Origin of the sequence: Rhizobium esperanzae, assembly GCF_002204185.1 — a bacterium.
In the GTDB taxonomy this organism is placed as follows: domain Bacteria; phylum Pseudomonadota; class Alphaproteobacteria; order Rhizobiales; family Rhizobiaceae; genus Rhizobium; species Rhizobium esperanzae.
Genome location: NZ_MXPU01000004.1, coordinates 1 through 24,822, shown reverse-complemented (window position 1 = coordinate 24,822; position 24,822 = coordinate 1). Strand labels below are relative to the sequence as shown.

The following is a 24,822-nucleotide window of genomic DNA, read 5'->3' as shown; positions in this document are numbered from 1 at the left end:
GTGCCGCAAGGTCTGTTTCAACTCCAGAGGAGAATTCATCAATGAAATTCAGCACAATCCTGTTTTGCGGCGCCGCCGCTCTTTCCGCCTTCGCAGCACCTGCCTTTGCCAAGGACTGGACGAAGGCGACCATCACGCTTGAAGGCGCCTATGCGCCGTGGAACCTCACCAATGCCGACGGCACGCTCGGCGGCTTCGAGCCGGAGCTTGCCAAGGTGCTGTGCGAGCGCGCCAAGATCGAATGCACGCTGGTCGCCTCCGATTGGGATGGCATGATCCCGGCGCTCAATGCCGGCAAGTTCGACGTCATCATGGATGCGCTGTCGATCACCGAGGAGCGCAGGCAGGTGATTGATTTCACCATTCCCTATGCCGCCACACCCGCCGCCTTCGCCACCGCCAAGAACAGCCCGCTGGCGAAAGCCGCCGGCACCGGCGCCACGATCAAGATGACGCCCGGCCAGACCGGCGTAAAGGAGATCGACGCGCTGAAGGAGGCCTTCAAGGGCAAGACGATCGGCATCCAGGCGGCGACCGTCTACGCCAAGTTCGTCTATGACAATTTCGGCGATATTGCCGAGATCCGCGAATACAAGACCGGTGCCGACCGCGACCTCGACCTGCAGAATGGCCGTATCGACCTCGGCTTCGACGACGCCGTCTATTTCGCCAATGCCTTCCAGGCCGCCAACGGCGCGCTCGACTTCACCGGTCCCGAGATCGTCGGCTCGATCTGGGGCGAGGGCGAAGGCCTCGGCATCCGCAAGGCCGATACCGATCTGCGCGACAAGTTCAACGTGGCGATCAAGTCGGCGCTCGCCGACGGCACCGTCAAGAACCTTTCGATGAAGTGGTTCAAGGTCGACGTCAGCCCGCAGCAGTAAGCGCTTCGGCCCTTTGGCCGCAGGCGCCGGTCTCCGGCTTTATCGCCGGAGACCGCGTGTTATTCTCGATCGACAAAACACTGCCACGGACGGGGAACGGACGCTATGGCAACCTTGGAACTGCTTGGCTTCGGCTCGACGGGATGGGGCGCGCTGCTCATTCTCGCTGCCTTGATGACGCTGGCCGTCACCGCGACGGCGCTTGCGATCGGCGCGGTGCTGGGCGCCATCGTGGCGGGTGCGAAGCTCTCCGGCAATCCCTTCTTCGTGGCGCTCGGCAATGTCTATACGACCGTGTTTCGCGGCGTGCCTGAGCTGCTGATCATCTATCTCATCTATTTCGGCGGCTCCTCGGCCGTCACCTCGATCGGCAAGGCGATGGGCTACGAGGGTTTCCTCGGCCTGCCGTCCTTTGCCGCCGGCGCGCTTGCCGTCGGCATCATCTCCGGCTCCTATCAGGCGGAGGTGTTCCGCGGCGCCTATCTGGCGATCTCCAAGGGCGAGCTCGAGGCCGCTTCGGCGATCGGCATGCATCGCGGCATGCGTTTTCGCCGTATCATCATCCCGCAGGTGCTTCGCTTCGCCATTCCCGGCCTCGGCAATGTCTGGCAACTCAGCCTCAAGGATTCGGCGCTGATCTCGGTCACCGGCCTTGCCGAGCTGATGCGCACCAGCCAGGTCGCGGCCGGCTCGACCCGGCAGTATTTCCTGTTCTTCATTGCCGGCGGCTGCCTCTATCTGATCCTGACCAGCCTTTCCGACCGCATCTTCAACGGGGCGGAGCGCCGCGCCAACCGCAGCATGCCGGCTTCCGCCATGGGCCAGGCGTAAGGAGGCGACGATGGATTTCACCTTTCTCGCCTCGACCATGGTGACGCTGCTGAAGGCGGTGCCGACGACGCTGATCCTGTTTTCGCTGTCGATCTTCTTCGGCGGCCTGCTGGCGCTCGTCATCGTCACGATGCGGGTCAGCGGCAACCCCGCGCTTTCGGGTTTCGCCAAGGGCTATATCTTCGTCTTTCGCGGCTCGCCGCTCCTGATCCAGATGTTCCTGGTCTTCTACGGCCTCGGTCAGTTCGGCGTCATCCGCTATTCCTTCCTCTGGCCGTTCCTGCGCGAGCCGATGGTCTGCGCCATCCTGTCGCTGGCGCTCTGCACCGCCGGCTACACAGCGGAAATCTTCCGCGGCGGCATCCGCGCCGTGTCCCCGAAGGAGATCGAGGCCGCCCGCTCGATCGGCATGTCCGGTTTCCTGATGGTGCGCCGCATCCTGGCGCCGATCGCCTTCCGCCACGCGCTGCCGGCCTATTCCACCGAGATCGTGCTGATGATGAAGTCGACGGCGCTCGCAAGCCTCGTCACCGTCTGGGAGGTCACCGGTGTGGCCCAGCGGCTGATCTCGCAGACCTACCGCACGATGGAAGTCTTCCTCTGTGCGGCGATCATCTATCTCGTTTTGAACTTCATCATCCTGCAGGGCATGGCTCTGCTCGAATATTCGCTGTCCCGACACCGCCGCGCGGTCCCGCAGGCGCTGAAGGTCTAGGCGGAACCTGAATCGATTGGAGCAACCATGCCAGGCGTAACTCGACTTTCGGTCCGCAATATCCGCAAGAGCTTCGGCACGCACGAAGTGCTGCGCGGCATTTCCCTCGATGCCGAGGACGGCGACGTAATTTCGCTGCTCGGCGCCTCCGGCTCCGGCAAATCGACATTTCTGCGATGCATCAACCTGCTCGAAACCGCAAGCGACGGTGAGATCTGGGTCGATGGCGAGCACATCGAGATGGTTCACAAGAACGGCAAGACAAGACCAGCCAGCCAGAAGCAGGTCGACCATATAAGATCCGAACTCGGCATGGTGTTCCAGTCCTTCAATCTCTGGTCCCACATGACCATCCTGCAGAATGTCATCGAGGGACCTATCCATGTGCTGAAGCGGCCGCGCGCCGAATGCATCGCCGAGGCCGAAGCGCTGCTCGAAAAGGTCGGCATCGCAGACAAGCGCCACGCCTATCCCGCCCATCTTTCCGGTGGCCAGCAGCAGCGCGCCGCAATCGCCCGCGCTTTGGCGATGAAGCCGAAGGTCATGCTGTTCGACGAGCCGACCTCGGCGCTCGATCCGGAGCTCGTCGGCGAGGTGTTGCGCGTCATGCGGGCGCTTGCCGAGGAGGGCATGACCATGCTCGTCGTCACCCACGAGATGAGCTTTGCCCGCAACGTCTCCAATCGCGTCGTCTTCATGCGCGAAGGATTAGTCGAAAGCAGCGGCAAGCCGGACGAGATGTTCGGCGGCGGCGCGTCGCCGGCCTTCCGCCAGTTCATCGGCCACTTCGGAACAGGCAATGACCGTCACCATCGATAGAGTGCTGACCTGGCGCGATGTCGCGCGCGTCGGGGCAGGGGAGGCGCTTGCGCTGTCACCGGCCGCGTGGGCTCGCGTCGAGCAGGCAAGCCGCATCGTCGAGCGCATCGTCGAGACCGGCGTGCGTGCCTACGGCGTCAATACCGGTGTCGGCGCGCTCGCCGACACCGTGGTCGATCGTGCCTCGCAGAGCCTGTTGTCGCGTAGCATCGTTCTCAGCCATGCCTGCGGCGTCGGGCCGCTGCTTGGGTCCCGCGAGGTGCGCGCCATTATCGCCGCCCAGATCGCCAACTTCGCTCACGGCCATTCCGGCGTGCGCCGCGAGATCGTCGCGCATCTGGCCGTCTTGCTGGAGCATGATTGCGTTCCCGACGTGCCGTCGAAAGGCTCGGCCGGTTATCTCACCCACAATGCCCACACAGCGCTTGTGCTGATCGGAGAAGGCAGCGCGACGCTTGCTGGCCGGCGCATGAGCGGCCGTGAAGCGCTGGCGGCGATCGGTCTTCAGCCGCTGGTGCTCGGTGCCAAGGAGGGCCTGAGCCTCGTCAACGGCACGGCCTGCGCAACGGGGCTGACCGCCATGGCACTTTTGCGCGCCGAGCAGCTGCTCGACTGGGCCGATGCCATCGCGGCGCTGACGCTGGAGGCGGCAGGCTGCCAGATCGCTGCCTTCGACGAGGCGGTGCTGGCGTTGCGCCCGTCGCCGGGAATTAAGAAGGTCGGCGCCGCGCTCCGCGCACGCCTTGCCGGCAGCGGCCTCGTCGCCGCCGCCTTGGGCCGGCGCACTCAGGATGCGCTCAGCCTTCGCTCGGTGCCGCATGCCCATGGCGCCGCCCGTGATGTCTTCGACAATTCCGCCCGCATCACCGATCAGGAACTTGCCTCGGTCACGGACAACCCGGCGGTGTCAGGCACGCCGGAACAGCCTGTCGTCTCCTCCGAGGCGCATGCGGTCGCCCCGGCGCTCGGGCAGGCGGCCGACAGTCTCGCCATTGCGCTTGCGCAGATCGGCGCCATCAGCGAACGGCGCATGGACCGGCTGGTCAATCCGCTGGTGAGCGGCCTGCCGCCGTTTCTGGCGAGCGATGCCGGCAGCCATTCCGGCTTCATGATCGCCCAATATACCGCAGCCGCGCTCAGCAACGACAACCGCCGCCTTGCTGCGCCAGCCGCCCTGGACGGCGGCCTGACCTCCGGCCTGCAGGAGGATTTTCTCGCCCATCCGACAGCCGCCGCCGCCAAGCTGCTCACCGTCATCGACAATGCCGAATATATCCTGGCGATCGAGCTGATGGCCGCGGCGCAGGCGCATGATTTCCTGGCAGCGACGGCGGCGCGGGCGGTGGGCACCGATCTCATCTACAAGGTCGTGCGCGAACATGTCTCGCATTATGGCGACGATCGGCCGCTCAATAGCGATATCGAAGCTGTGCACGGCCTGATCCGCGAGACGCGCCCGCCACCGATCGACTGAAGCGGGCGAGTGCGTCAGAAAGGCTTGCTGCTCGCCGAATCCTGCTTGGCCTTGTCGCCGGCCTCGAGGCGTTTGAGGCATTGGGCGAAGGTGGGATAGAGCTGGTCGACCCTTGAGAGCGGCAGCGTCCAGTCGCCTTCATCGCCGGCAAAGGTCAGTTGCACGTCAGGGGTTCCGGAAAAGGAATTCTTGATAAGCTTCTTCAGACCGCCGCTGCCCTTGCTGCCTTTGGGCCAGAGGCGAAGCGTGTTCTTGTCGAAAAATTCGGCGGCGACCACCTTCGTTATATTGCGATCGGTCAGCGTCACCTCGGTCTTCGTGCCGGCGGGAATGTCCCATGTGTTCTTTCCCACCAGCCAGAAAGTTTCGCTGGCGCTCTGACGAAATTCCATCGTCTTGCCCAGTTCGCTGTCCCACAGCAGCCGGCAAGAGGCGGGATGTTCGCTGGCAAAGCCGACCGACCATTGCCTTGCGCCGCCCATCCATTCGGTCTCGCCGAAGGCCGAGACCGGCGGCAGGACGGCTGCCATCAGAACCATCGCGGTCAGAATTTTCATCGCCGAAACCTCTCCAGGTCATTCGCTCCAGCGATAGCAAAAGAAGGTTGAGCTTTTGCTACCGACCGCCGGGATGGGCGGCGGATGCCCTTTATGAACGTGCCGCAAGTGTCGCAAGGTCTTGAATTTGCGGCTCAGCTTGCCGATCTGGCGAGGATCGGAATGGTAAAAAGGAGTTCGACGTCAGGTATGAGCGAGGTTCAACGACGCGGATTTTGGGCGAGGCTCGGCGCATATGAGCCGCTGACTTTGATCACCATGGCATCGATCGCCGGCGGGCTGTTCGTGCTGCAGCGGCTGACGAGCGAGGTTCTCGAAGGCGAGACCTTTCGTTTCGACGAGGCGATCCTGCTGGCGCTGCGGCGGGCGAATGATCTCGCAGTGCCGATCGGTCCCGGCTGGCTGACGCATGCCGTCGGCGACATCACCAGTCTCGGCGGCGTCACCGTCCTGTCGCTGCTAACCGGCCTCATCACGATCTATCTGCTGCTCGACCGGCGATGGCCGATTGCCCTCTTCGTCTTTTCCTCGGTGTTAACAGGCTGGCTGGCCAGCACGCTGCTGAAAATCCTGATTGCACGGCCGCGTCCCGATGTCGTGCCGCATCTGATCGAGGTCAGCGATCTCAGCTTCCCCTCCGGACACGCGATGGTCTCGGCGGTCACCTATCTGACGCTCGGAGCGCTGGTGGCGCGCACGCAGCGTTACCGGTCGACCCGGATCTTCGTCATGGCGGCGGGCGTTTTCCTCGCCGTCATCATCGGTCTCAGCCGGATCTATCTCGGCGTCCACTACCCGACGGATGTCTTCGCCGGGTGGTGCGCCGGTGCGCTGTGGGCGCTCGGCTGCTGGCTGATCTCGAAACAGTTCGTTCCGAGCAGAGCGCCGGACAATGGCGCCGAAGGTGACGATCGCGACGGCAACTAGCGCACATCGCATAAAAAGACTGTGGCGCCCGGTGGGCGCCACGAGAGTTTCAGCACTTAGGTGCGCGGCTTAAGGTTTTCCGGGTCGTAGATCGGCTTGTAGCCGACGCCGACGACCTCCACCGGATAGGTCTCTGCGAAATACTCGACGTTCAGCTTGCGGCCGACCTGGCAATAGGACCAGGGCAGATAGGCCAAAGCGATGTTCTTGCCGACCGTTGGGCCGTAGGCGACCGAGGTCGTGTAGGAGCGGCGGCCGAGTTCGTCGACCAGAACCTCTCCGGTATCGGGATCGACGACCGGCATGTTGCCGACGGGATAGCGCTTGACGCCTGATTTGTCGGTATTCTCGGTCATCACAAGCGTGCAGAGCATGGCCGGCTGATGCTCACGCGCCTTGTATTCCAGATGTTTTGCCTTGCCGCGGAAATCGGCTTCCTTGACCTTCGGACGGGCGAGATCGGCTTCGATCAGGTTGTACTGGGTCAGCAGGTCGGCGTTCTGCAGGCGCAGGCTCTTTTCCATGCGGCGCGAGTTTGCATAGGTCTCGACGCCGAAGGCCATCACCCCGGTCGAGCGCAGCGCATCCCAGACGGCGAGGCCGTCCTCGTACTTCATGTGCAGCTCCCAGCCCTGCTCGCCGACATAGGAGATGCGGAAGGCGGTGACTGTCTTGCCTGATATTTCGATCGGCTTGATCGCCGCGAAGGCGAAGTTTTCCTGATCGAGACCGGCCGGGTCTGCAACGACCTTCTTCAGCGTCTCGCGGGCATTCGGTCCCCAGATGCCGATGGTGATGTACTTCTCCGAGACATCGGTGATCGTCACGTCGAGGCCACGATCCTGGGCGACGCGCCTCATATAGTGCAGGTCACGCGGGCCGGCATCGGCGCCGTTGACGAGACGGCAGCGGTCGGCCATGCGGAAGACGGTGAAGTCGGCGCGCACCATGCCTTCGTCGTCGAGGAAGTGGGTGTAAATGCCCTTGCCGATATTGGCATCGCCGCCGACCTTGGCGGCGCACAGCCATTCCATTAGCTCGACATGGTCAGGTCCTTCGATATCGACCATGTGGAAGTGGCTGAGATTGACGATGCCGCAATCCTCGCTCATCGCCAGATGCTCGGCATTCGAGACGCGCCAGAAATGACGGCTGTCCCATTCGTTCTCGCGGACCGGCACGCGGTCGCCGTATTTTTCCAGAAGGTGCTCGTTGGCGGCGTAGCCGTGCGCACGCTCCCAGCCGCCGAGCTCCATGAAGTAGCCGCCCAGCTCCTTTTCGCGTTCGTAGAAGGGCGAGCGCTTGACGTTGCGGGCGGAGGCATAGGGTTCGCGGGTGTGAACAGCCGGGAAATAGATTTTCTGGGCGGCTTCGAAGCAGCGGCCCTCGATGAATTCTTCCGTCAGCTGATGCGGATAGAAGCGGGAATAATCGATGCTGTTGTGGTCGATTTCGGTCCGGCCGTCGGTCATCCAGTCGGCGATCAGCTTGCCGTAGCCCGGGCCGTCCTTGACCCAGATGGCAACGCAATACCAGAGACCGCGAACCTTCTGGCTTTCGCCGCAGGACGGGCCGCCGGCGGCGGAAACCTGCAACAGGCCGTTGAAGGAGTGACCTTCGTTGTAGCCGAGTTCGCCGAGGATCGGCGTCAGTTCCATGGCGCGCTCGAGCGGCTCGAGGATCTGTTCCATCTCGAGGTCGCGCTGCGAGGGCGAAAGACGGGCTTCGTGCTTTTCCAGAAGCTCGCGCGGATGGCACATGCGCGGATTGGTGGCTTCGTAATAGCCCCACTCGATCTGGCCACCTTCGGTCGTCGCCGGGTCGCCGGTATCGCGCATATAGGCGGAGTTGCCCTGGTCGCGCAGCAGTGGGAAGCCGATTTCCTTGCCGGTGCCTTCAAACTCGTTGTAGGGACCGAAAAAGGTGAGCGGGTGATCGACCGGCATGACCGGCAGGTCTTCGCCGACCATTTCGGCGATCAGGCGTCCCCAGAGGCCGGCACAGACGATGACGTGGTCGGCCATGATGGTGCCGCGATGGGTGACGACGCCCTTGATGCGGCCGCCTTCGACGATCAGCGATTTGGCCGGCGTGTTGCCGAACACCTGCAGCTTGCCGGCTCTTTCGGCGGCATCGACCAGCTTGCCGGCAACGGTCTGCGAACGCGGGATGACGAGGCCGGCATCCGGATCGAAGAGGCCGCCCATTACCTGATCCTCCTCGATCAGCGGGAACTTTTCCTTGATCTCCGAGGGGCTGACATAATGGGCGCGCGTACCGAACGCGCGGGCCGAGGACAGCTTGCGCTTGATTTCCTCCATCCAGGCATCATCGCCGGTGCGCGCGACTTCGAGGCCGCCGATGCGGGCGTAATGGCCCATCTTCTCGTAGAAATCGATCGAATATTGCGTCGTCCAGACCGACAGATAATCGTGGCTGGTGGTGTAACAGAAGTCCGAGGCGTGGGCTGTGGAGCCGATATCGGTCGGTATGCCCGACTTGTCGATGCCGACGATATCGTCCCATCCGCGCTCGACGAGATGGTGAGCGATGGAGGCGCCGACGATACCGCCGAGCCCGATGATGACGACCTTTGCCTTTTCCGGAAATGCTGCCACGTGCTGTTCCTTCTACAATCGCACGAACTAAAATGACCCAGCCGCGCTTGGCTGATGCTTCGCGCGCGGGATGCAGGAGCCATGCCGCCTCGTAAGGGGGCCACATTTGCCGAAGCTGCGGCCCCCAGTTCCTCCGCATGGAAGCTCCGATAGGACTATTATGCATAAGGCTCAAGATCGTCATTGGTCCTACGCCGCCGAGTAACGGCGCAATTACGCCAGTCGGCAGCGAGGCTGGAGCAATTCCCACGAAGGCGAGCGCCAACCTCTCATGCCTGCGCGCCGTCACGGCACGGAAATCGCCTGGAGCCGGTCGATATCGACGCGCACGATCTCTTCGGAAACAGGCTCGCGATTGTGCAGGCGGAACCATTCCATCGCTTCGCGCACGCGCTCCCCATGCGGCGATGGATAGGCGCCCAGTCCGAGGACCCATTCGCGCACGGTTTCGCGCTCCATCCGCCCGGCCCGGTACCGGTCGCAGACGGTTTTCGCCGAGGTGACGAGATCATTGATGCTTTTCACGGGGCTGCCCCTCAATGCACGGAAGGTTCTTCGTCTTCGAGAAAGGACCGGATGCCGTCGCGCGCCACCACCGCCAGGAATTCGTCGAAGGCCTCCCGGTCGGTCGCAAAGGGCTCGTCCCAGCGGATCAGGTCCTCCGACTGGGTGACGACTTCCATCGTCCAGTCTTCGTTGCTGCCGGCGGTTCGAAAGATATCGACAAGCACGGTGATGCCGTCGTCGGTGAATTCTCCGGCCAGTTCCGAGTGCTCAAGCTTCTGCTTCTTCGTCATTCAGCCGCCAGCGCCGGGAGGGGCGTCGTTTTTCAAATATTCGTCGTATTGAACCGTCTCGGTCTCGTCAGTGTCTATAGAAGCCGATGCCGGTTTTGCCAAGCGAACGCCGGCGCCGCCGCCATTCTCCGGAATGAAAAGCACGCCGGCGTCTTCCAGGGCGCGCTTGATATGTCGCAGCGTTCGCTCGCCAGGGGAAAGCGTTCCGGCCTCGAAACCGGCAATCGTCGCCTTGGTTATCTCGGAAGCTTCCGACAGATCCCGCTTGGACCAGGCGATGAGAGCACGCGCGGCACGGCACTGGGCTGGAGACAGCATGAATATCCACCTGGCATTGAGACTCTGATCTGGCGCTGGGCAGCACTATGAAGATGTGAGCCCGCCCAAAGAAAGCAAGCACATGAAATTGCTGCGACTTCGATAACTACCCTCATTGGGCGATGGGCAGGGTTGATTGACTGCGTATCAGCAAAGTCTAATTTAAGGCTCCCTTATCACGCCCGGGAGGTGACAATGCGTGAGCCGGATATGCAGAAACTCGATGCACTTGTCGGTCGTCTCGTCGGCGATGTCGGCGCGGCCATGTCGGGGGCCTTGGTCGTGCTGGGCGACAAGGTGGGGCTGTTCAAGGCGATGGCCGACGGGAAGCCGATGAGCGTTGAGCAGATTGCCGCCAAAACCGGGATCAAGGAGCGCTATGTCAGGGAATGGCTGAGCGCCCAGGCGGCCGCGGATTATATCGTTTACGACGAAAAGACCGATCGTTTCAGCATGACGGCGGAACAGGCGATGGTCTTTGCCGAGGAAAACAGCCCGGCCTTCTTCGTCGGCGCCTTCGAAGTGGTGCAATCCATGTGGATGGACGAGCCGAAAATCGCCGACGCCTTCCGCACCGGCAAGGGTCTCGGATGGCACGAACACAGCACCTGCCTCTTCCGCGGCACCGAGCGGTTCTTCCGCCCGGGCTACAACAGCCATCTCGTCAATGAATGGATTCCGGCGCTTGCCGGCATGGACGAAAAACTCAAGGCCGGCGCCAACGTCGCCGATGTCGGCTGCGGTCACGGCGCCTCGACCATCCTGATGGCGCAGGCCTATCCCGCCTCGCATTTTACCGGATTCGACTATCACGGCCCGTCGATCGAAAGAGCCAGGGCCGCCGCCAAGGAGGCCGGCGTCGCCGACCGCGTCACCTTCGAGCAGGGCAAGGCGGCCGAATTTCCGGGCCGCGACTATGATATGGTCGCCATGTTCGACTGCCTGCACGACATGGGCGATCCGGTCGGCGCCGGCCGGCACGTCAAGGAGACGCTGGCCCCGAACGGCACCTGGCTGATCGTCGAGCCCTTTGCCCATGACCACCTCAAGGATAATCTCAATCCTGTCGGACGCGTCTATTACGGCGCCTCGACGATGATCTGCACCCCGGCATCGCTCTCCCAGGAGGTCGGGCTCGGGCTTGGGGCGCAGGCGGGGGAAATGCGGTTGCGGAAGGTGGCGCTCGACGCCGGCTTCACGCATTTCCGCCGGGCGACCGAAACGCCGTTCAACATGGTGTTCGAGGTCCGGGCCTGAAGACACCGGCTCCGGGGACGAAGCTATTTCGGCCGGCCGATGCTGGCATACATGCCGGTCGTGCGGAATTCGGTGGGATTGGTGCCGTAGACGCGGCGGAAGACCTTCGAGAAATAGTTTGCGTCCTCGAAGCCGCACATGATGGCGACTTCCTTGACCGGCAGGAAGTCCGCCTTGGTCAGAAGCTTGACGGCGCGCTGCAGCCGCTGCTGCAGCACGAATTCGGCCGGCGGCACGCCTTCGCTCTCGGCGAAACTGCGGGAGAAATGCGCGCGGCTGAGGCCGACGATGGCGGCGAGTTCATTAACCGGCAGCGGCTTGTCGAGATTGGCGTTGATGTGGTCGATGACAGGCTGCATCGGGCTGAGCTCGGCGGCAAAGGCCGGTGAGTTGAAGACGTCGTCATAAAGCGCCATCGCCGCTTCATAGGCGATTGCCGAGGCCGCACCCGGTGAGGCCGCGCCCTTGACGAGGCGCAGGCTGCAATCGGCGAGATGATCGATGGTCGCCGGCTGCAGCTTCAAGACCGGGCCGGCGGTGGAGAGCACCAGCTGATGGATGCGCAGCGTCTCCTCGCCATTCATCGAGATCCAGAAATACTCCCAGCGCTCGCCCTTCTCCAGCCAGTAGCGGTGATTGTGCGGCACGAGCACCAGCAGCGTGTCGCCGCCCTGAAGGCGATAATTGCGATTCAAATAGCGTAGCCGGCCGCTGCCGCTGATCGTGTGCTGCAGCACGGTGAACGGGGTCTGGCCGCGTTTTCGGCCGTCCCAGTCATAGGTCTCGTTCTCCCGCACTTCGTAGCCGGCGCTGGTCGGCATGGCGTGCAGACGCTGGCGTCCGCGGGGCAGCGAAACCGTCCTCATCGACTGTCCGTTGGCGATCAAATCCTGCAGCACAAAATTACCCCTGAAAGCATAATCCTTCTCTGGTCGGCCTGCCGAATTCGGGCATAATCCCGCTCAACAAAACGAGGAGAACGCGGCCGATACAGCGGCCGGGAGGAAAACAGGCAGGTTTTACGGCTCTTTCAACCACATGCGCCGGCATGCGGCCTGATCCCTCACAACCATATTTTCTCTAGCATTCCATCGGGTCGAGGTGAAGATCATGAGTTTCAAAATCGCTATCATCGGTGCGGGCAGCGTCGGTTTCACCAAGAAGCTGTTCACCGACATATTGTGCGTTCCGGAGTTCCGCGACGTCGAATTCGCGCTGACCGATCTCAGCGAACACAATCTCGAAATGATCAAGGCGATCCTCGACCGCATCGTCGAGTCGAACGGGCTGCCGACCAAGGTGACGGCGACGACCAACCGGCGCCAGGCGCTGGAAGGGGCGCGCTACATCATCAGCTGTGTCCGTGTCGGCGGGCTCGAGGCCTATGCCGACGATATCAGAATTCCGCTGAAATACGGCATCGACCAGTGCGTCGGCGATACGATCTGCGCCGGCGGCATTCTCTACGGCCAGCGCAACATCCCCGTCATTCTCGATTTCTGCAAGGATATAAGGGAGGTCGCCGAGCCGGGCGCGAAATTCTTGAACTACGCCAATCCGATGGCGATGAACACCTGGGCGGCGATCGAATACGGCAAGGTCGACACCGTCGGTCTCTGCCACGGCGTCCAGCACGGCGCCGAACAGATCGCCGAGGTGCTCGGCGCCAAGTCGGTGCGCGAGCTCGATTACATCTGCTCCGGCATCAACCACCAGACCTGGTTCATCGATCTGCGCCTCAACGGCCGTAAGATCGGCAAGGACGAACTGGTCGCCGCCTTCGAGGCGCATCCCATCTATTCGCAGCAGGAGAAGCTGCGCATCGACGTGCTGAAGCGGTTCGGCGTCTATTCCACCGAAAGCAACGGTCATCTCTCGGAATACCTGCCCTGGTACCGCAAGCGGCCGGAGGAAATCACCCGCTGGATCGACATGTCCGACTGGATCCATGGCGAGACCGGCGGCTATCTCCGCCACTCCACCGAAACGCGCAACTGGTTCGAGACGGAGTTCCCGCAGTTCCTGGAATCCGCCTCCAAGCCGATCGATCCGGCCAAGCGCTCGAACGAACATGCCAGCCACATCCTGGAAGGGCTGGAAACGAACCGGGTCTATCGCGGCCATTTCAACGTCAAGAACAATGGCGTCATCACCAACCTGCCGTCCGATGCGATCATCGAATCGCCCGGCTTCGTCGATCGCTTCGGCATCAACATGGTCTCGGGCGTCACCCTGCCGGAAGCCTGCGCTGCCACCTGCATCGCCTCGATCAACGTCCAGCGCATGTCGGTGCACGCCGCCGTCTCGGGCGATATCGACCTCTTGAAGCTTGCCGTGCTGCACGATCCGCTGGTTGGAGCCGTCTCGACGCCGGAGGAGGTCTGGCAGATGGTCGACGAGATGGTCGTTGCCCAGGCGCGCTGGCTGCCGCAATATGCCGATGCCGTGCCGGCCGCCAAGGAGCGGCTGTCGAAATCGAAGGTGCAGACCCGCGATTGGGCGGGGGCTGCGCGCCGCAACGTCCGCTCGATCGAGGAGCTGCGTGCGGAAAAGGCGGCGCTGAAACAGGCCGTCTGATTTTTTCGTGGAAGATGGGTCGTCATGGATTTCCGGGAGGGAAATCCATGACATCAAACCCGCTTTCACATCGTGCGAGGAACAGGAGCCCGCGTGACCGCGCTCCGAAACAGAGGGAGAAACGATGATGAATTTCCGCAAAACAAGCATTCTGGCCGGACTGGCGCTCGGCGTCTCAGTCATGGCGTTGAATGCCTACGCCTCCGAGGCGACCGTTCCGCCGGTGCCGCCGGAATTCCCGGCCGAAGGCAAGATCAACTATGTCGCGCGCGACTCCATCCTGGAGTTCAAGGCGCTGCCCGAATATCACGAGCCCGACTGGGTCACCAAGAATTTCGTCTCCGCCGGCAAACTGCCGCCGGTCAAGGATCGTCTACCGAAGGAGCCGCTGGTCTTCAAGACGGGCAATATGCCCGACGGCATCGGCGTTTACGGCGATACGATGCGCCATGTCATCGGCGGCCGGCCGGAAGGCTGGAATTACGGCGCCGGCCAGACGCAGGGCTGGGGCGGCATCGACATCGGCCTGTCCGAATGCCTGACGCGCACCGCGCCGCTCTTCCAGGTGAAGGCCCAGGATACCGAGCCGCTGCCGAACCTTGCCAAGAGCTGGGACTGGTCGGAGGACGGCCATAAGCTGACCATGCACCTGATCGAAGGTGCCAAGTGGTCCGACGGTGCGCCGTTCAACGCCGACGACATCATGTTCTACTGGGAAGACGAGGTCATCGATCCCAACGTCTCGCCGCTTGGCGGCGGCGCTTCGCCTGAGGCCTTCGGTGTCGGCACCACGCTGAAGAAGATCGACGATTACACCGTCGAGTGGACCTTCAAGGAAGCCTTCCCGAAGCAATATCTCTACACGATGGCCTACCCGAACTTCTGCCCGGGTCCGTCGCACATCCTCAAACCCCAGCATCCGAAATATTCGAAGAACACCTACGACCAGTTCAAGAACGCCTTTCCGCCGGAGTTCATGAACATGCCTGTGATGGGCGCCTGGGTGCCGGTGGAATATCGCCCTGACGACATCATCGTCCTGCGCCGCAATCCCTATTACTGGAAGGTCGACGAAAAGGGCAATCAGCTGCCTTATCTCAATGAGCTGCACTACAAGCTCTCGACCTGGGCCGACCGCGACGTTCAGGCCGTGGCCGGATCCGCTGATTTCTCCAATCTCGAGCAGCCGGAAAACTTCGTCGCATCGCTGAAGCGCGCTGCGGAAAAGACCGCGCCCGCCCGCCTTGCCTTCGGCCCACGCCTGATCGGCTATAACCTGCGCATGAACTTCTCCGCCAACGGCTGGGGCAACCCGGACGAGCGCGGTCAGGCAATCCGAGAGCTCAACCGCAACGAGGACTTCCGCAAGGCGGTCAGCATGGCGCTGGATCGCAAGGCGATCGGCGACTCCCTGGTCAAGGGGCCGTTTACGGCGATCTATCCGGGCGGACTTTCCTCCGGCACCAGCTTCTACGACCGCAACTCCACCGTCTACTATCCCTTCGATCTCAAGGGCGCCAAGGCGGAACTCGCCAAAGCCGGCCTCAAGGATACCGATGGCAACGGCATCGTGAACTTCCCCGCCGGCACAGCGGGCGGCAAGGATGTCGAAATCGTCATGCTGATCAACAATCAGTACACGACCGACAAGAGCCTTGCCGAAGGTGTCGTTGGCCAGATGGAAAAGCTTGGCCTGAAGATCGTCATCAATGCGCTCGATGGCGCCAAGCGTGACGATGCCCATTATGCCGGCCGCTTCGACTGGCTGATCCAGCGCAACACGACGGAGCTATCGTCGGTGGTGCAGAATACCGAGCAGCTTGCCCCCGTCGGTCCGCGCACCAGCTGGCATCATCGCGCCGGCAAGGACGACAAGCTCGATCTGATGCCGTTCGAGCAGGAGCTTGTCGATGTCGTCAACAAGTTCACCACCAGCCAGAACAATGACGAGCGCGTCGATCTGATGAAGCAGTATCAGAAGATCTCGACCGAACACGTCAACACGGTAGGACTGACGGAATATCCCGGCGCCCTGATCATCAACAAGCGCTTCTCCAATGTGCCCCAGGGAACGCCGATCTTCATGTTCAACTGGGCTGAAGATTCGGTGATCCGCGAACGCCTGTGGGTGGCTGCCGACAAGCAGGGAAAATACGAGCTGTTCCCCGAGCAGCTGCCCGGCAAGCCTGGCGACAAGGGCCCGACCAACTGAGGCCCGACCAACTGAGGCCCGATCAATTGAGTCTTGTCGCCTGAAACCAAGAGCTGAAGCGCGTCGCATCCGATGCGGCGCGCGGGAAAAGTTCCCTCCCAGCTGAAGTGAATTCCGGGCCGCGCGTGCCGCGCGCGGCCTGATATGACCAACGAGCCGGCCGCGCCGACAGGAGCGACTGGCGGCAAAGCGAAGCGAACCGTCCGATGTTGCGATTCCTGCTCGTGCGCATAGCCTCCGCGATCCCCGTTCTGTTGATCCTGAGCGTGGTGACTTTCGCGATCATCCAGGCTCCGCCCGGCGACTATGCCGATTACATAAGATCCCAGCTGATCAACCAGGGTGGCGCATCCTATGCTCAGGCCGACGCGCAGGCGCAGGCCTACCGGGTCGAGCACGGCCTCGACAAGCCGCTGGTCGTCCAATACGTCAACTGGATCGGCGGCATTCTCACCCGTGGCGATTTCGGCTACAGCATGTTCTACAACAAGCCGGTTGCCGACGTCGTCGGCGAACGCCTGCCGCGCACCCTGCTTCTGGCGCTCGTCTGCCACATCTTCGCTTCGGTGCTCGGTATCGGCTTCGGCATCTGGGCAGCAACGCGACAATATAGCTGGATCGACAGCACGCTGTCGGCAGTTTCCTTCCTCGGCATGACGGTGCCGCGCTTCCTGATGGCGCTGATCATCGTCTATCTCCTGGTCTTCCAGTTCAACGTGACGGAGATCGGCAGCTTCTTCTCGCCGCAATATGGCGGCGCACCCTGGTCCTGGGCGAAGTTCCTGGATCTCGTCAGCCATGTCTGGCCGGTTGTGGCGATCGCCACCTTCGGCGGGCTCGCCTACAATATGCGCGTCATGCGCGGCAATCTGCTCGATACACTGAATGCCCAATATGTCGAAACGGCAAAGGCCAAGGGCCTGTCCGGCAGCGCGGTGGTGATGCGCCATGCGGTGCCGAACGCGCTGCATCCGCTGGTCATGTATCAGGGCGTCGTGCTGCCCTACATGCTGACCGGCGAGATCGAAACCGCGATCATTTTCGCACTGCCGACCGTCGGCCCGGCAATCGTCGGCTCGATGGCGATCGGCGACGTCTATGTCACCGCCACTTTCATGATGGTGCTATCGGCGACGCTGATCGTCGGCAATATCATCGCCGACATGCTGCTCGCTCTACTCGATCCGCGCGTGCGCCAGTTCGGAGGAGCCTGAGATGCTTGCTTTCGATTCGTCCGACACACCACCGACAACCGAACCCGCGATCAAGAAGCCTTCGCATGGCAGCGAAAGTTATCTGGCGCTCGTCTGGCGCCGGCTGCGGCGCTCCTGGACCGGGATGATCGGCCTGGTGCTCGTCGGGCTCTTGATTCTGATGGCGGTCTTTGCCGATTTCTTCGCGCCGATGGACCCGAAGGCGACCGATGTCGGCTTCGCGCCGCCGCAGGTGATGAGCTTCCACGACAAGGACGGAAACTTCGTCTTCCAGCCACGCGTCTATGCGCTGTCGGATTCCGAGGAGCTTGATCCCGTCACCTTCCAGCCGATCGTCGGTATGGATTACGACAATCCGCGGCTGCTCGGCTTCTTCGTCAAGGGCGCCGAATACAAGCTGTTCGGCGTGATCCCTGCCGACCGCCACTTCTTCGGTTCGACCGACGGCCAGCCGGTGCATTTCCTCGGCACCGACAAGTTCGGCCGCGACGTGCTGTCGCGCGCCATTATCGGTTCGCGCATCTCGCTGATGATCGCGCTGACCGTCGTCTTCATCGTCACGCTGATCGGCACGACGGTCGGCATGGTTTCCGGCTATTTCGGCGGCACTTTCGATATCTGGTTGCAGCGCTTCGTCGAACTGGTGCTCGCCTTCCCGCAGCTGCCGCTCTATCTCGCATTGACGTCGCTGATTCCAGTGACGGCGCCGACCAATGTCTTCCTCGCCTTCGTCATCGTCGTGATGTCGGCGCTCGGCTGGGCGCAGATGTCGCGCGAGGTGCGCGGCAAGACCCTGGCGCTTGCCCGCATTGATTACGTCCGGGCGGCGATGGCGGTCGGTGCCACCGATCGGCGCATCATCATCCAGCATATCTTCCCGAACGTGATGAGCCACGTCATCGTCGCCGTGACGCTCGCCATACCCAGCGTCGTGCTGCTGGAATCCTTCCTTGGTTTCCTCGGTTTCGCCGTCAAGCCGCCGCTGATCTCCTGGGGGCTGATGCTGCAGGATACGGCGACCTATTCGGTCATCGGCTCCTATCCCTGGATTCTTTCCCCGGTCGGCTTCGTGCTCGTCACCGTCTTCGCCTTCAATGCGCTTGGCGACGGACTGCGTGACGCCGTCGATCCTTATTGAGGTGATTGATATGGCTCTTTCCCTGGTCAATTGCTTCGCCCCGCCCGTCCGCCACGATCATGACGGCCGCTCGGATGTGCCGATCATCGACGCCCGCAACGTCGCGGTGAATTTCAAGGTCGAGGACGGCATGGTCGAAGCCGTGAAGGACGTCTCGTTCCAGCTCTATCGCGGCGAGACCATCGCCATCGTCGGCGAATCCGGCTCCGGCAAGTCGGTGACTGCGCGAACGGTGATGGGGCTATTGTCGAAGCGCGCCGTCGTCTCCGACAAATCGACGGTCTCCTACGACGGCAGCAACATCCTGAAATTCTCCGAGCGGGCGCGCCGCAAGCTGCGCGGCGACCGCATTTCGATGATCTTCCAGGAGCCGATGAGCTCGCTGAACCCGATCTATACGATCGGCAGCCAGATCGTCGAGGCGATCCGCGTGCATCGCCGGATCAGCAAGCGGGATGCGGAAAAGCGGGCGCTCGAGCTGCTCGAACATGTGCAGATCCCCGATCCGGCCGCGCGCCTCAGGCAATATCCGCATCAGCTTTCCGGCGGCCAGCGCCAGCGCGTGATGATCGCCATGGCGCTCGCCAACGATCCCGACGTGCTGATCGCCGACGAGCCGACGACGGCGCTCGACGTCACCGTCCAGGCGCAGATCCTCAACCTGATCCGCAACCTGCAGAAAGAGCTGGGGATGGCGGTCATCCTCATCACCCATGATCTGACGGTGGTGCGGCAGTTCTCCGATTACGTCTATGTCATGCAGCATGGCGAGGTGCGCGAGCACAATGTCACCGAGGCGCTGTTTGCCAATCCGCAGCACCCTTATACCCGGCATCTGCTTGCCTCCGAGCCGCGCGGGCAAGCCAATCCGCTGCCGGAGGGCTCCGACATCATCCTCGATGCCAAGGGCGTTCGGGTCGGCTTCATGCTTCGCCACGGCACCTTCCTGAAACCGGAGATGCGCGAGCTTGTCGCCGTCGACAGCCTGAGCCTGACGCTGCGCCGTCACGAGACGCTCGGCCTGGTCGGCGAATCCGGCTCCGGCAAGACCACGTTCGGCCAGGCGATCCTGCGGCTGAACACGCCGCAGGCCGGCGAGATCCATTTCGACCGTCAGCCGATTCACGGCCTGTCCAGGGCCGAGATGCGGCCGCTACGGGCCCGTATGCAGGTGGTGTTCCAGGATCCGTTCTCCTCGCTCAACCCGCGCATGACAATCGGCCAGATCATCGACGAGGGCCTCGTCGTCAACAAGCTCGGCGCCACGAGGGCCGAGCGCCAGGACCGGGTGCGCGAGGCGCTTGTTGCCGCCGGCATGCCCGGCAACATCCTGTCGCGTTTCCCGCATGAATTTTCGGGCGGCCAGCGCCAGCGCATCGCCATTGCCCGCGCCATTGCGCTGGAGCCGGAATTCATCCTGCTCGACGAGCCGACATCCGCACTCGACCTCTCCGTCCAGGCGCAGATCATCGAACTCTTACGCAAGCTGCAGGACGAGCGCGGCTTGAGTTACCTCTTCATCTCCCACGATCTGAAGGTCGTCCGGGCGCTGTGCCACCGCGTCATCGTCATGCAGCATGGCAAGATCATGGAAGAAGGGCCCGTCGACGAAGTTCTCACCAATCCCAAGACCGCCTACACCGAACGGCTCGTCAAGGCCGCTTTCGAGGTAGCATGATTATCGAATGCCGGAGGCTATAATGGCAGGAAATCCCAAAATCACCTTCATCGGAGCAGGCTCCACCGTCTTCATGAAGAACATCATCGGCGACGTGCTGCAGCGGCCGGCGCTCTCGGGCGCGACGATCGCGCTGATGGATCTCAATCCGCAGCGGCTTGAGGAAAGTGCCATCGTCGTCAACAAGCTGATCTCGACACTCGGCGTCAAGGCGAAGGCCGAGACCTATTCCGACCAGCGCAAGGCGCTTTCAGGCGCCGATTTTGTTGTCGTCGCCTTCCAGATCGGCGGTTACGAGCCCTGCACCGTCACCGATTTCGAGGTGCCGAAGAAATACGGGCTGCGCCAGACGATTGCCGATACGCTCGGCGTCGGCGGCATCATGCGCGGGCTTCGCACCGTACCGCATCTGTGGAAGGTCTGCGAGGACATGCTCGCCGTCTGCCCCGAGGCGATCATGCTGCAATATGTCAACCCGATGGCGATCAACACCTGGGCGATATCGGAGAAATACCCCACAATCCGCCAGGTCGGCCTCTGCCACTCGGTGCAGGGCACGGCGATGGAACTGGCGCACGATCTCGACATTCCCTACGAGGAAATCCGCTATCGCGCCGCCGGCATCAACCACATGGCGTTCTATCTCAAATTCGAGCATCGCCAGGCCGACGGTTCCTATCGCAACCTCTATCCCGATCTGCTGCGGGCTTATCGCGAGGGCAGGGCGCCGAAGCCGGGCTGGAACCCGCGCTGCCCCAACAAGGTGCGTTACGAGATGCTGACCAGGCTCGGTTATTTCGTCACCGAAAGCTCGGAGCATTTCGCCGAATACACGCCCTATTTCATCAAGGAGGGCCGCGAGGACCTGATCGAGAAATTCGGCATCCCGCTCGATGAATATCCGAAGCGCTGCATCGAGCAGATCGAGCGCTGGAAGGGTCAGGCCGAGGCGTATCGCTCGGCCGACAAGATCGAGGTGACGCCGTCGAAGGAATATGCCTCCTCGATCATCAATTCGGTCTGGACCGGCGAACCCTCGGTGATTTACGGCAACGTCCGCAACAATGGCTGCATCACCTCGCTGCCGGAAAATTGCGCCGCCGAAGTGCCCTGCCTCGTCGACGCCTCCGGCATCCAGCCGACGTTCATCGGCGACCTGCCGCCGCAGCTGACGGCACTGATGCGCACCAACATCAACGTGCAGGAACTGACGGTGCAGGCGCTGATGACCGAAAATCGTGAGCACATCTACCACGCCGCGATGATGGACCCGCATACGGCGGCCGAGCTCGACCTCGACCAGATCTGGTCGCTGGTCGACGACCTGCTCGCCGCCCACGGCGACTGGCTGCCCGAATGGGCCCGCACGAACCGTAAAGTCCAGGCCGCCTGATCCCCTCTCCCGGGTGAGGCGTCGAGAAGCCCCGCGGTGGCAACGGCCGCGGGGCTTTGCGTAAAAATCTTGTGAGTGGCCTCGTCAAAATAAATATTAAATTGGAATTCCGAGGTATTTATAAGATAGATGCAAAAGTCTATGCATTTATGTCCGGGCATAAGGGCTGATTCACTAATTAACGATAGGCATTACTTATTTTCGACATGGAGCAAGGTCCGTCGATTCTTGTTTATGTGCACACGGCCAGGGGTATCCGATCCGGAAAATACGGGGTTAGCGCGGTTCTTTTTCCAACATGGACGGCTCGAACAAATCGTCACTCGGTGTCTATCAATGCGCTGAAACTTACTACGGAGATCATGGTTATTCGATGAGGCTTGATGGGTTTGAATCAACCAATGATCAAGCGCGCCACCGGGCTATCGTTATCCACGCGGCAAACTATGTCAGCGAAGCGCTTTGCGGACGAAAATGACCGCGTCGGCCGTAGTCTCGGGTGTCCGGCGGTTGACGCAAAATTCAGCGCGGGCATCATCGATCGTCTCGGAAGCTATGGAGATTTCTAACTATCTGGGCACCGGTTTTTACGCTAGTGGGTCGTTGCTCCTAACTTCCAAGAATTCCCAGAGGGGCAAACTACGCCACCAAAGCGCGTAGTACCCTCAAGTGACTGGCGACTTGTTACGAAACCACGGCATCCATCAGGCCTATCGTGGGTGTCAATCTGTTCGATAACTCCGGCGCTCCCAGTCGACGGATTTGCCCAGGCGAGAGCTTTCGTTCCGACAGTTCCGCGGCCAACCACATCTGCAATTACAGCTTGATCGCTGACTGGGGCGGCGCCTGGTGAAACGGAAGGCGCGGCAGACACTTCGAGAGGTTCGGTGCGTGAGCAGGCGGCGAGAAACGCCACGCACGCGCACGCAATGATGACTGTTCGTTTCATGCAGAAAATGATGGATCTGAAGACGACTATTTCAACCCCACGGCGCATCAACTTTGGGGGAGGGCAGCGCCGCCTTCACGGGTCGGGGTCAGAGCAAGGCGATCGACATCGCGCCATTGATCGAACTTACTCAACACCGGCCGAGCTCGCCGTTTCCGCTCATTCGGGCTTGAATCCGATCACCATTGAGTCCGGTCCCAGCAACGGCTCGACGCGTGTGGACACGAAACCGGCGTCGCACATCCAGGCTTGGCAGTCGGCACCGGTGTAGTCGAACCCTCCGCGGGTCTCGATCAGCATGTTCAAGCTCATCAGCAAGCCGAAGGCGTTGCTGCGGCGCTCATCGTCGATGACGGCGTCGTAGACGATCAGGGCCCCGCCGTTCGGCAGCGCGGCGAAGGCTTTTTCCAGCAGCATCCTCTTCTCGGCAAGATCCCAGTCGTGGAGGATATGACCCATCACGATCACATCCGCTTTCGGCATCGGGCTGTCGAAGAAGTTGCCGCTGTGGAAGCGGATGCGGTCGGCAAGGCCGTGACGGGCAACGAACTCGTCAAATATCGGCTGCACGGCAGGCAGGTCGAAGCCGAGGGCCCGGAGATGCGGATGGGCCCGGGCGATCACCACCGGTACCATGCCTTGCGCCGCGCCCACATCGGCGAAGGTCGTGTATTTCGACCAGTCGAACTTCGCGGCGATCGCCTGCGCCGCACCGGCGCTGATCCCGCTCATCGCCGCAAGGAATCCGCGCAGCCGTGCCGGCTCCGCATATAGCGCAGCAAAGAAGTCCTCGCTGTGCTTGGCTTCGTTCTGTGGCTCTCCCGTGTGCAGGGCTTCGGTAAGCGAGCCCCAGAAACCGTAGAGCCGGGTATTGGCCATTTCGAGGATACCGCCGATATAGGACGGCTTCGCCTTGTCGAGGAAAAGGTCCGTATCGGTGGTATTGCGATAGCGGCCGTCCTCGCGTTCGAGCAGCTTGAGGGCCACCAGGGCGTCGAGGAAGTCGCGGGCTGAGCGGGGGTGCAGTTTCAGCCTGGCCTGCAGGTCGGGCAGATCGGCCGGGCCGGCTGCGAGCTCGGTGAAGACGCCGAGCTCGACCGCGCTCAGCATGGCTTTGGAGGCCCAGAACCCCATGCCAAGCTGCATGATGTTGTCCGGCGTCGTTGCGCCCATCGCTCGTCTCCTCGTAGATCGTGTCGTCGAACGGCGCCTGGGGTTGGTGCGGTAGCCAAAGTGGTCCGACGGCGCTGCGAAGCCGAGGACGTTCCGTCTTGTCGAGGCACCCTGCAAGTGAAAATAGAGCGGTTTACGATGGGGTGCAATTACTCAAGAATCACTAGCTAAGAGCCAAATGGCTGAGCGGTGAATCCGACACCTGACTTTCGCCGGGAGCTCGAGTCGCAGATATACGCATTCAAATTGGTGAGGTTGCCAACACTCAACCACATCAGCGGTTTTTGAGGATTCTGATCCCCTTTGGCGGCTCCTCAAATCCCCGACCCATCGAGCTGCTCGTCGTCGTCGCCTTCCCAGGGCGAGGGCATCGAGGTGCGGTTGGCCGAGGGCATCGGCATCCAGCACTTCAACTCGGGCTCGGCATATTCGATGATGTGCCCCGGCGAGGAATCCGAGGCGCGCCAGCCTTCTCCGCCGAACTGATCGCCATGCGACCAATAGGCGAGGTCGACTTCCGCCGGCCCCTGTTCGGATGCGCGGATCGTCACCAAGATGCGGCTGCCGTCTCTCGGTGCGCTTGCCATCTGGCGCCAGCGGTCTTGCTCGTCCATCGTGTTCCTCCTGCCTTGCTGCAGATGCAAGTGTTGCCTCGTCATCGAAGGCGGTCAACTCAAACTTTGCGGGGGCCGTCGCCGGTTGATTGACGACTAAGAGTCGTGGGCGTTGGAGGCGATCGAAAGCCCGGTTTTGCGCGTCAGCTGAGCGTTCCTGTCCGCTTACGCCGGTAACGTACACTGCACCCGCGGATCACTTGGATCCAAGGCAAAAGCCGTTTCAGCTCCACGCTGAATGCGCATACACTACGTTTTTCTTGGTGCATTTCTTGCACTCGCCCCGTCCGCCTATGCCGAGGTCGCAGCGCCGCCGGTTTTGAAGCCGTTGACGCGGCAGGCGCAGGCGGCTGAGCTCAGCGCGCAATTTCTCTCCCGATACAGCTACAAGCCGGTTCCGCTCGATGATGCCTTGTCGGGCAGGGTGATGGATCAGTTCGTCAAGTCGCTTGATCCCGACCGCATGCTCTTCCTGCAGGCCGATATCGACAAGTTCATGGCTGACCGCAGCGAGATCGACGATGCCATCGAGCGGCAGGACCTGAAGATCCCGTTTGCGATCTTCAACGCCTATCAACAGCGCGTCGTCGACCGCATGACCTATGCGCGCAGCCTGCTCAAGCAGGGCTTCGATTTCAGCGGCAAGGAAGACTATGCGGTGCAGCGCGACAAGGCGC

23 protein-coding genes and 1 pseudogene are annotated in these 24,822 nt (G+C 62.0%); 15 read left to right on the top strand and 9 right to left on the bottom strand.

Annotation, left to right across the window (positions count from 1 at the left end):
- The first annotated feature begins 41 nt into the window (after window positions 1–41).
- The 5 genes from B5E41_RS06585 (at window position 42) to B5E41_RS06565 (ending at window position 4,723) form a co-directional block, all read left to right on the top strand.
- A complete protein-coding gene (locus tag B5E41_RS06585) occupies window positions 42–884 on the top strand; it encodes a transporter substrate-binding domain-containing protein (RefSeq protein ID WP_088392064.1) in 843 nt (280 codons plus the stop codon).
- A 105-nt stretch (window positions 885–989) separates the two neighbouring features.
- Window positions 990–1,715 carry an ABC transporter permease gene (locus B5E41_RS06580; protein WP_088392062.1) on the top strand — a complete coding sequence of 242 codons (726 nt, stop codon included), beginning with the start codon at window positions 990–992 and terminating at the stop codon, window positions 1,713–1,715.
- Window positions 1,716–1,725: 10 nt separating this feature from the next.
- On the top strand, window positions 1,726–2,430 hold the full coding sequence (locus tag B5E41_RS06575; RefSeq protein WP_088392060.1) for an ABC transporter permease: 705 nt from the start codon (window positions 1,726–1,728) through the stop codon (window positions 2,428–2,430).
- 27 nt (window positions 2,431–2,457) lie between these two features.
- A complete protein-coding gene (locus tag B5E41_RS06570) occupies window positions 2,458–3,249 on the top strand; it encodes an ABC transporter ATP-binding protein (RefSeq protein ID WP_088392058.1) in 792 nt (263 codons plus the stop codon).
- The gene (locus tag B5E41_RS06565) at window positions 3,230–4,723 is read left to right on the top strand and encodes an HAL/PAL/TAL family ammonia-lyase (RefSeq protein ID WP_088392056.1); all 1,494 of its coding nucleotides are present in this window, start codon (window positions 3,230–3,232) and stop codon (window positions 4,721–4,723) included. The genes B5E41_RS06570 and B5E41_RS06565 overlap by 20 nt, the downstream gene beginning before the upstream one ends.
- A gap of 14 nt (window positions 4,724–4,737) precedes the next feature.
- On the opposite strand, the gene B5E41_RS06560 is transcribed toward B5E41_RS06565, so the two are convergent.
- Entirely contained in the window at window positions 4,738–5,280 is a 543-nt protein-coding gene (locus B5E41_RS06560) for a hypothetical protein (protein ID WP_088392054.1), read from the bottom strand.
- 189 nt (window positions 5,281–5,469) lie between these two features.
- On the opposite strand from B5E41_RS06560, the gene B5E41_RS06555 reads away from it, so the two are divergent.
- The gene (locus tag B5E41_RS06555; RefSeq protein WP_088392052.1) at window positions 5,470–6,207 is read left to right on the top strand and encodes a phosphatase PAP2 family protein; all 738 of its coding nucleotides are present in this window, start codon (window positions 5,470–5,472) and stop codon (window positions 6,205–6,207) included.
- A gap of 56 nt (window positions 6,208–6,263) precedes the next feature.
- Here B5E41_RS06555 and B5E41_RS06550 read toward each other — a convergent pair whose 3' ends face one another.
- The 4 genes from B5E41_RS06550 to B5E41_RS06535 form a co-directional block, all read right to left on the bottom strand.
- Entirely contained in the window at window positions 6,264–8,825 is a 2,562-nt protein-coding gene (locus B5E41_RS06550; RefSeq protein ID WP_088392050.1) for a GcvT family protein, read from the bottom strand.
- Window positions 8,826–9,110: 285 nt separating this feature from the next.
- Entirely contained in the window at window positions 9,111–9,350 is a 240-nt protein-coding gene (locus B5E41_RS06545) for a hypothetical protein (RefSeq protein ID WP_088392048.1), read from the bottom strand.
- Window positions 9,351–9,361: 11 nt separating this feature from the next.
- Window positions 9,362–9,622, bottom strand: a complete 261-nt coding sequence (locus B5E41_RS06540) for a hypothetical protein (protein WP_086083324.1) — start codon at window positions 9,620–9,622, stop codon at window positions 9,362–9,364.
- Window positions 9,623–9,940 (bottom strand): helix-turn-helix domain-containing protein, encoded by a 318-nt coding sequence (locus B5E41_RS06535; RefSeq protein ID WP_088392046.1) that lies wholly within the window; start codon window positions 9,938–9,940, stop codon window positions 9,623–9,625.
- Between the two features lie 195 nt (window positions 9,941–10,135).
- Here B5E41_RS06535 and B5E41_RS06530 point away from each other — a divergent pair, with 195 nt between their 5' ends.
- Window positions 10,136–11,197: a class I SAM-dependent methyltransferase gene (locus tag B5E41_RS06530; RefSeq protein WP_088392044.1), complete on the top strand. Its 1,062-nt coding sequence runs from the start codon at window positions 10,136–10,138 to the stop codon at window positions 11,195–11,197.
- Between the two features lie 23 nt (window positions 11,198–11,220).
- Here the strand turns inward: B5E41_RS06530 and B5E41_RS06525 are convergent, their stop codons facing one another.
- Window positions 11,221–12,063 carry an AraC family transcriptional regulator gene (locus B5E41_RS06525; RefSeq protein WP_064808820.1) on the bottom strand — a complete coding sequence of 281 codons (843 nt, stop codon included), beginning with the start codon at window positions 12,061–12,063 and terminating at the stop codon, window positions 11,221–11,223.
- A 244-nt stretch (window positions 12,064–12,307) separates the two neighbouring features.
- On the opposite strand from B5E41_RS06525, the gene melA (B5E41_RS06520) reads away from it, so the two are divergent.
- From melA (B5E41_RS06520) to B5E41_RS32755, 7 genes are all read left to right on the top strand, one after another.
- Window positions 12,308–13,774 (top strand): alpha-glucosidase/alpha-galactosidase, encoded by a 1,467-nt coding sequence (gene melA, locus B5E41_RS06520; protein ID WP_088392042.1) that lies wholly within the window; start codon window positions 12,308–12,310, stop codon window positions 13,772–13,774.
- Between the two features lie 124 nt (window positions 13,775–13,898).
- On the top strand, window positions 13,899–15,986 hold the full coding sequence (locus B5E41_RS06515) for an ABC transporter substrate-binding protein (protein ID WP_088392040.1): 2,088 nt from the start codon (window positions 13,899–13,901) through the stop codon (window positions 15,984–15,986).
- A gap of 206 nt (window positions 15,987–16,192) precedes the next feature.
- Complete coding sequence (locus tag B5E41_RS06510; RefSeq protein ID WP_088392038.1) at window positions 16,193–17,200, top strand: ABC transporter permease; 1,008 nt, start codon at window positions 16,193–16,195, stop codon at window positions 17,198–17,200.
- Window position 17,201: 1 nt separating this feature from the next.
- Window positions 17,202–18,338, top strand: coding sequence for an ABC transporter permease (locus tag B5E41_RS06505; RefSeq protein ID WP_088392036.1), 1,137 nt, complete (start codon window positions 17,202–17,204; stop codon window positions 18,336–18,338).
- Window positions 18,339–18,348: 10 nt separating this feature from the next.
- Window positions 18,349–20,016, top strand: coding sequence for an ABC transporter ATP-binding protein (locus B5E41_RS06500; RefSeq protein ID WP_088392034.1), 1,668 nt, complete (start codon window positions 18,349–18,351; stop codon window positions 20,014–20,016).
- A gap of 22 nt (window positions 20,017–20,038) precedes the next feature.
- A complete protein-coding gene (gene melA, locus B5E41_RS06495; protein ID WP_088392032.1) occupies window positions 20,039–21,409 on the top strand; it encodes an alpha-glucosidase/alpha-galactosidase in 1,371 nt (456 codons plus the stop codon).
- 298 nt (window positions 21,410–21,707) lie between these two features.
- Complete coding sequence (locus B5E41_RS32755; protein WP_425350118.1) at window positions 21,708–21,887, top strand: murein L,D-transpeptidase catalytic domain-containing protein; 180 nt, start codon at window positions 21,708–21,710, stop codon at window positions 21,885–21,887.
- 114 nt (window positions 21,888–22,001) lie between these two features.
- On the opposite strand, the gene B5E41_RS06485 is transcribed toward B5E41_RS32755, so the two are convergent.
- The 3 genes from B5E41_RS06485 to B5E41_RS06475 form a co-directional block, all read right to left on the bottom strand.
- On the bottom strand, window positions 22,002–22,358 hold the full coding sequence (locus B5E41_RS06485) for an RT0821/Lpp0805 family surface protein (protein WP_088392644.1): 357 nt from the start codon (window positions 22,356–22,358) through the stop codon (window positions 22,002–22,004).
- Window positions 22,359–22,517: 159 nt separating this feature from the next.
- A complete protein-coding gene (locus B5E41_RS06480) occupies window positions 22,518–23,531 on the bottom strand; it encodes a methyltransferase (RefSeq protein WP_088392030.1) in 1,014 nt (337 codons plus the stop codon).
- 314 nt (window positions 23,532–23,845) lie between these two features.
- A complete protein-coding gene (locus B5E41_RS06475) occupies window positions 23,846–24,145 on the bottom strand; it encodes a hypothetical protein (protein WP_064695736.1) in 300 nt (99 codons plus the stop codon).
- A gap of 238 nt (window positions 24,146–24,383) precedes the next feature.
- On the opposite strand from B5E41_RS06475, the pseudogene B5E41_RS06470 reads away from it, so the two are divergent.
- Window positions 24,384–24,822, top strand: a pseudogene (locus tag B5E41_RS06470) (carboxy terminal-processing peptidase); the annotation flags it as partial.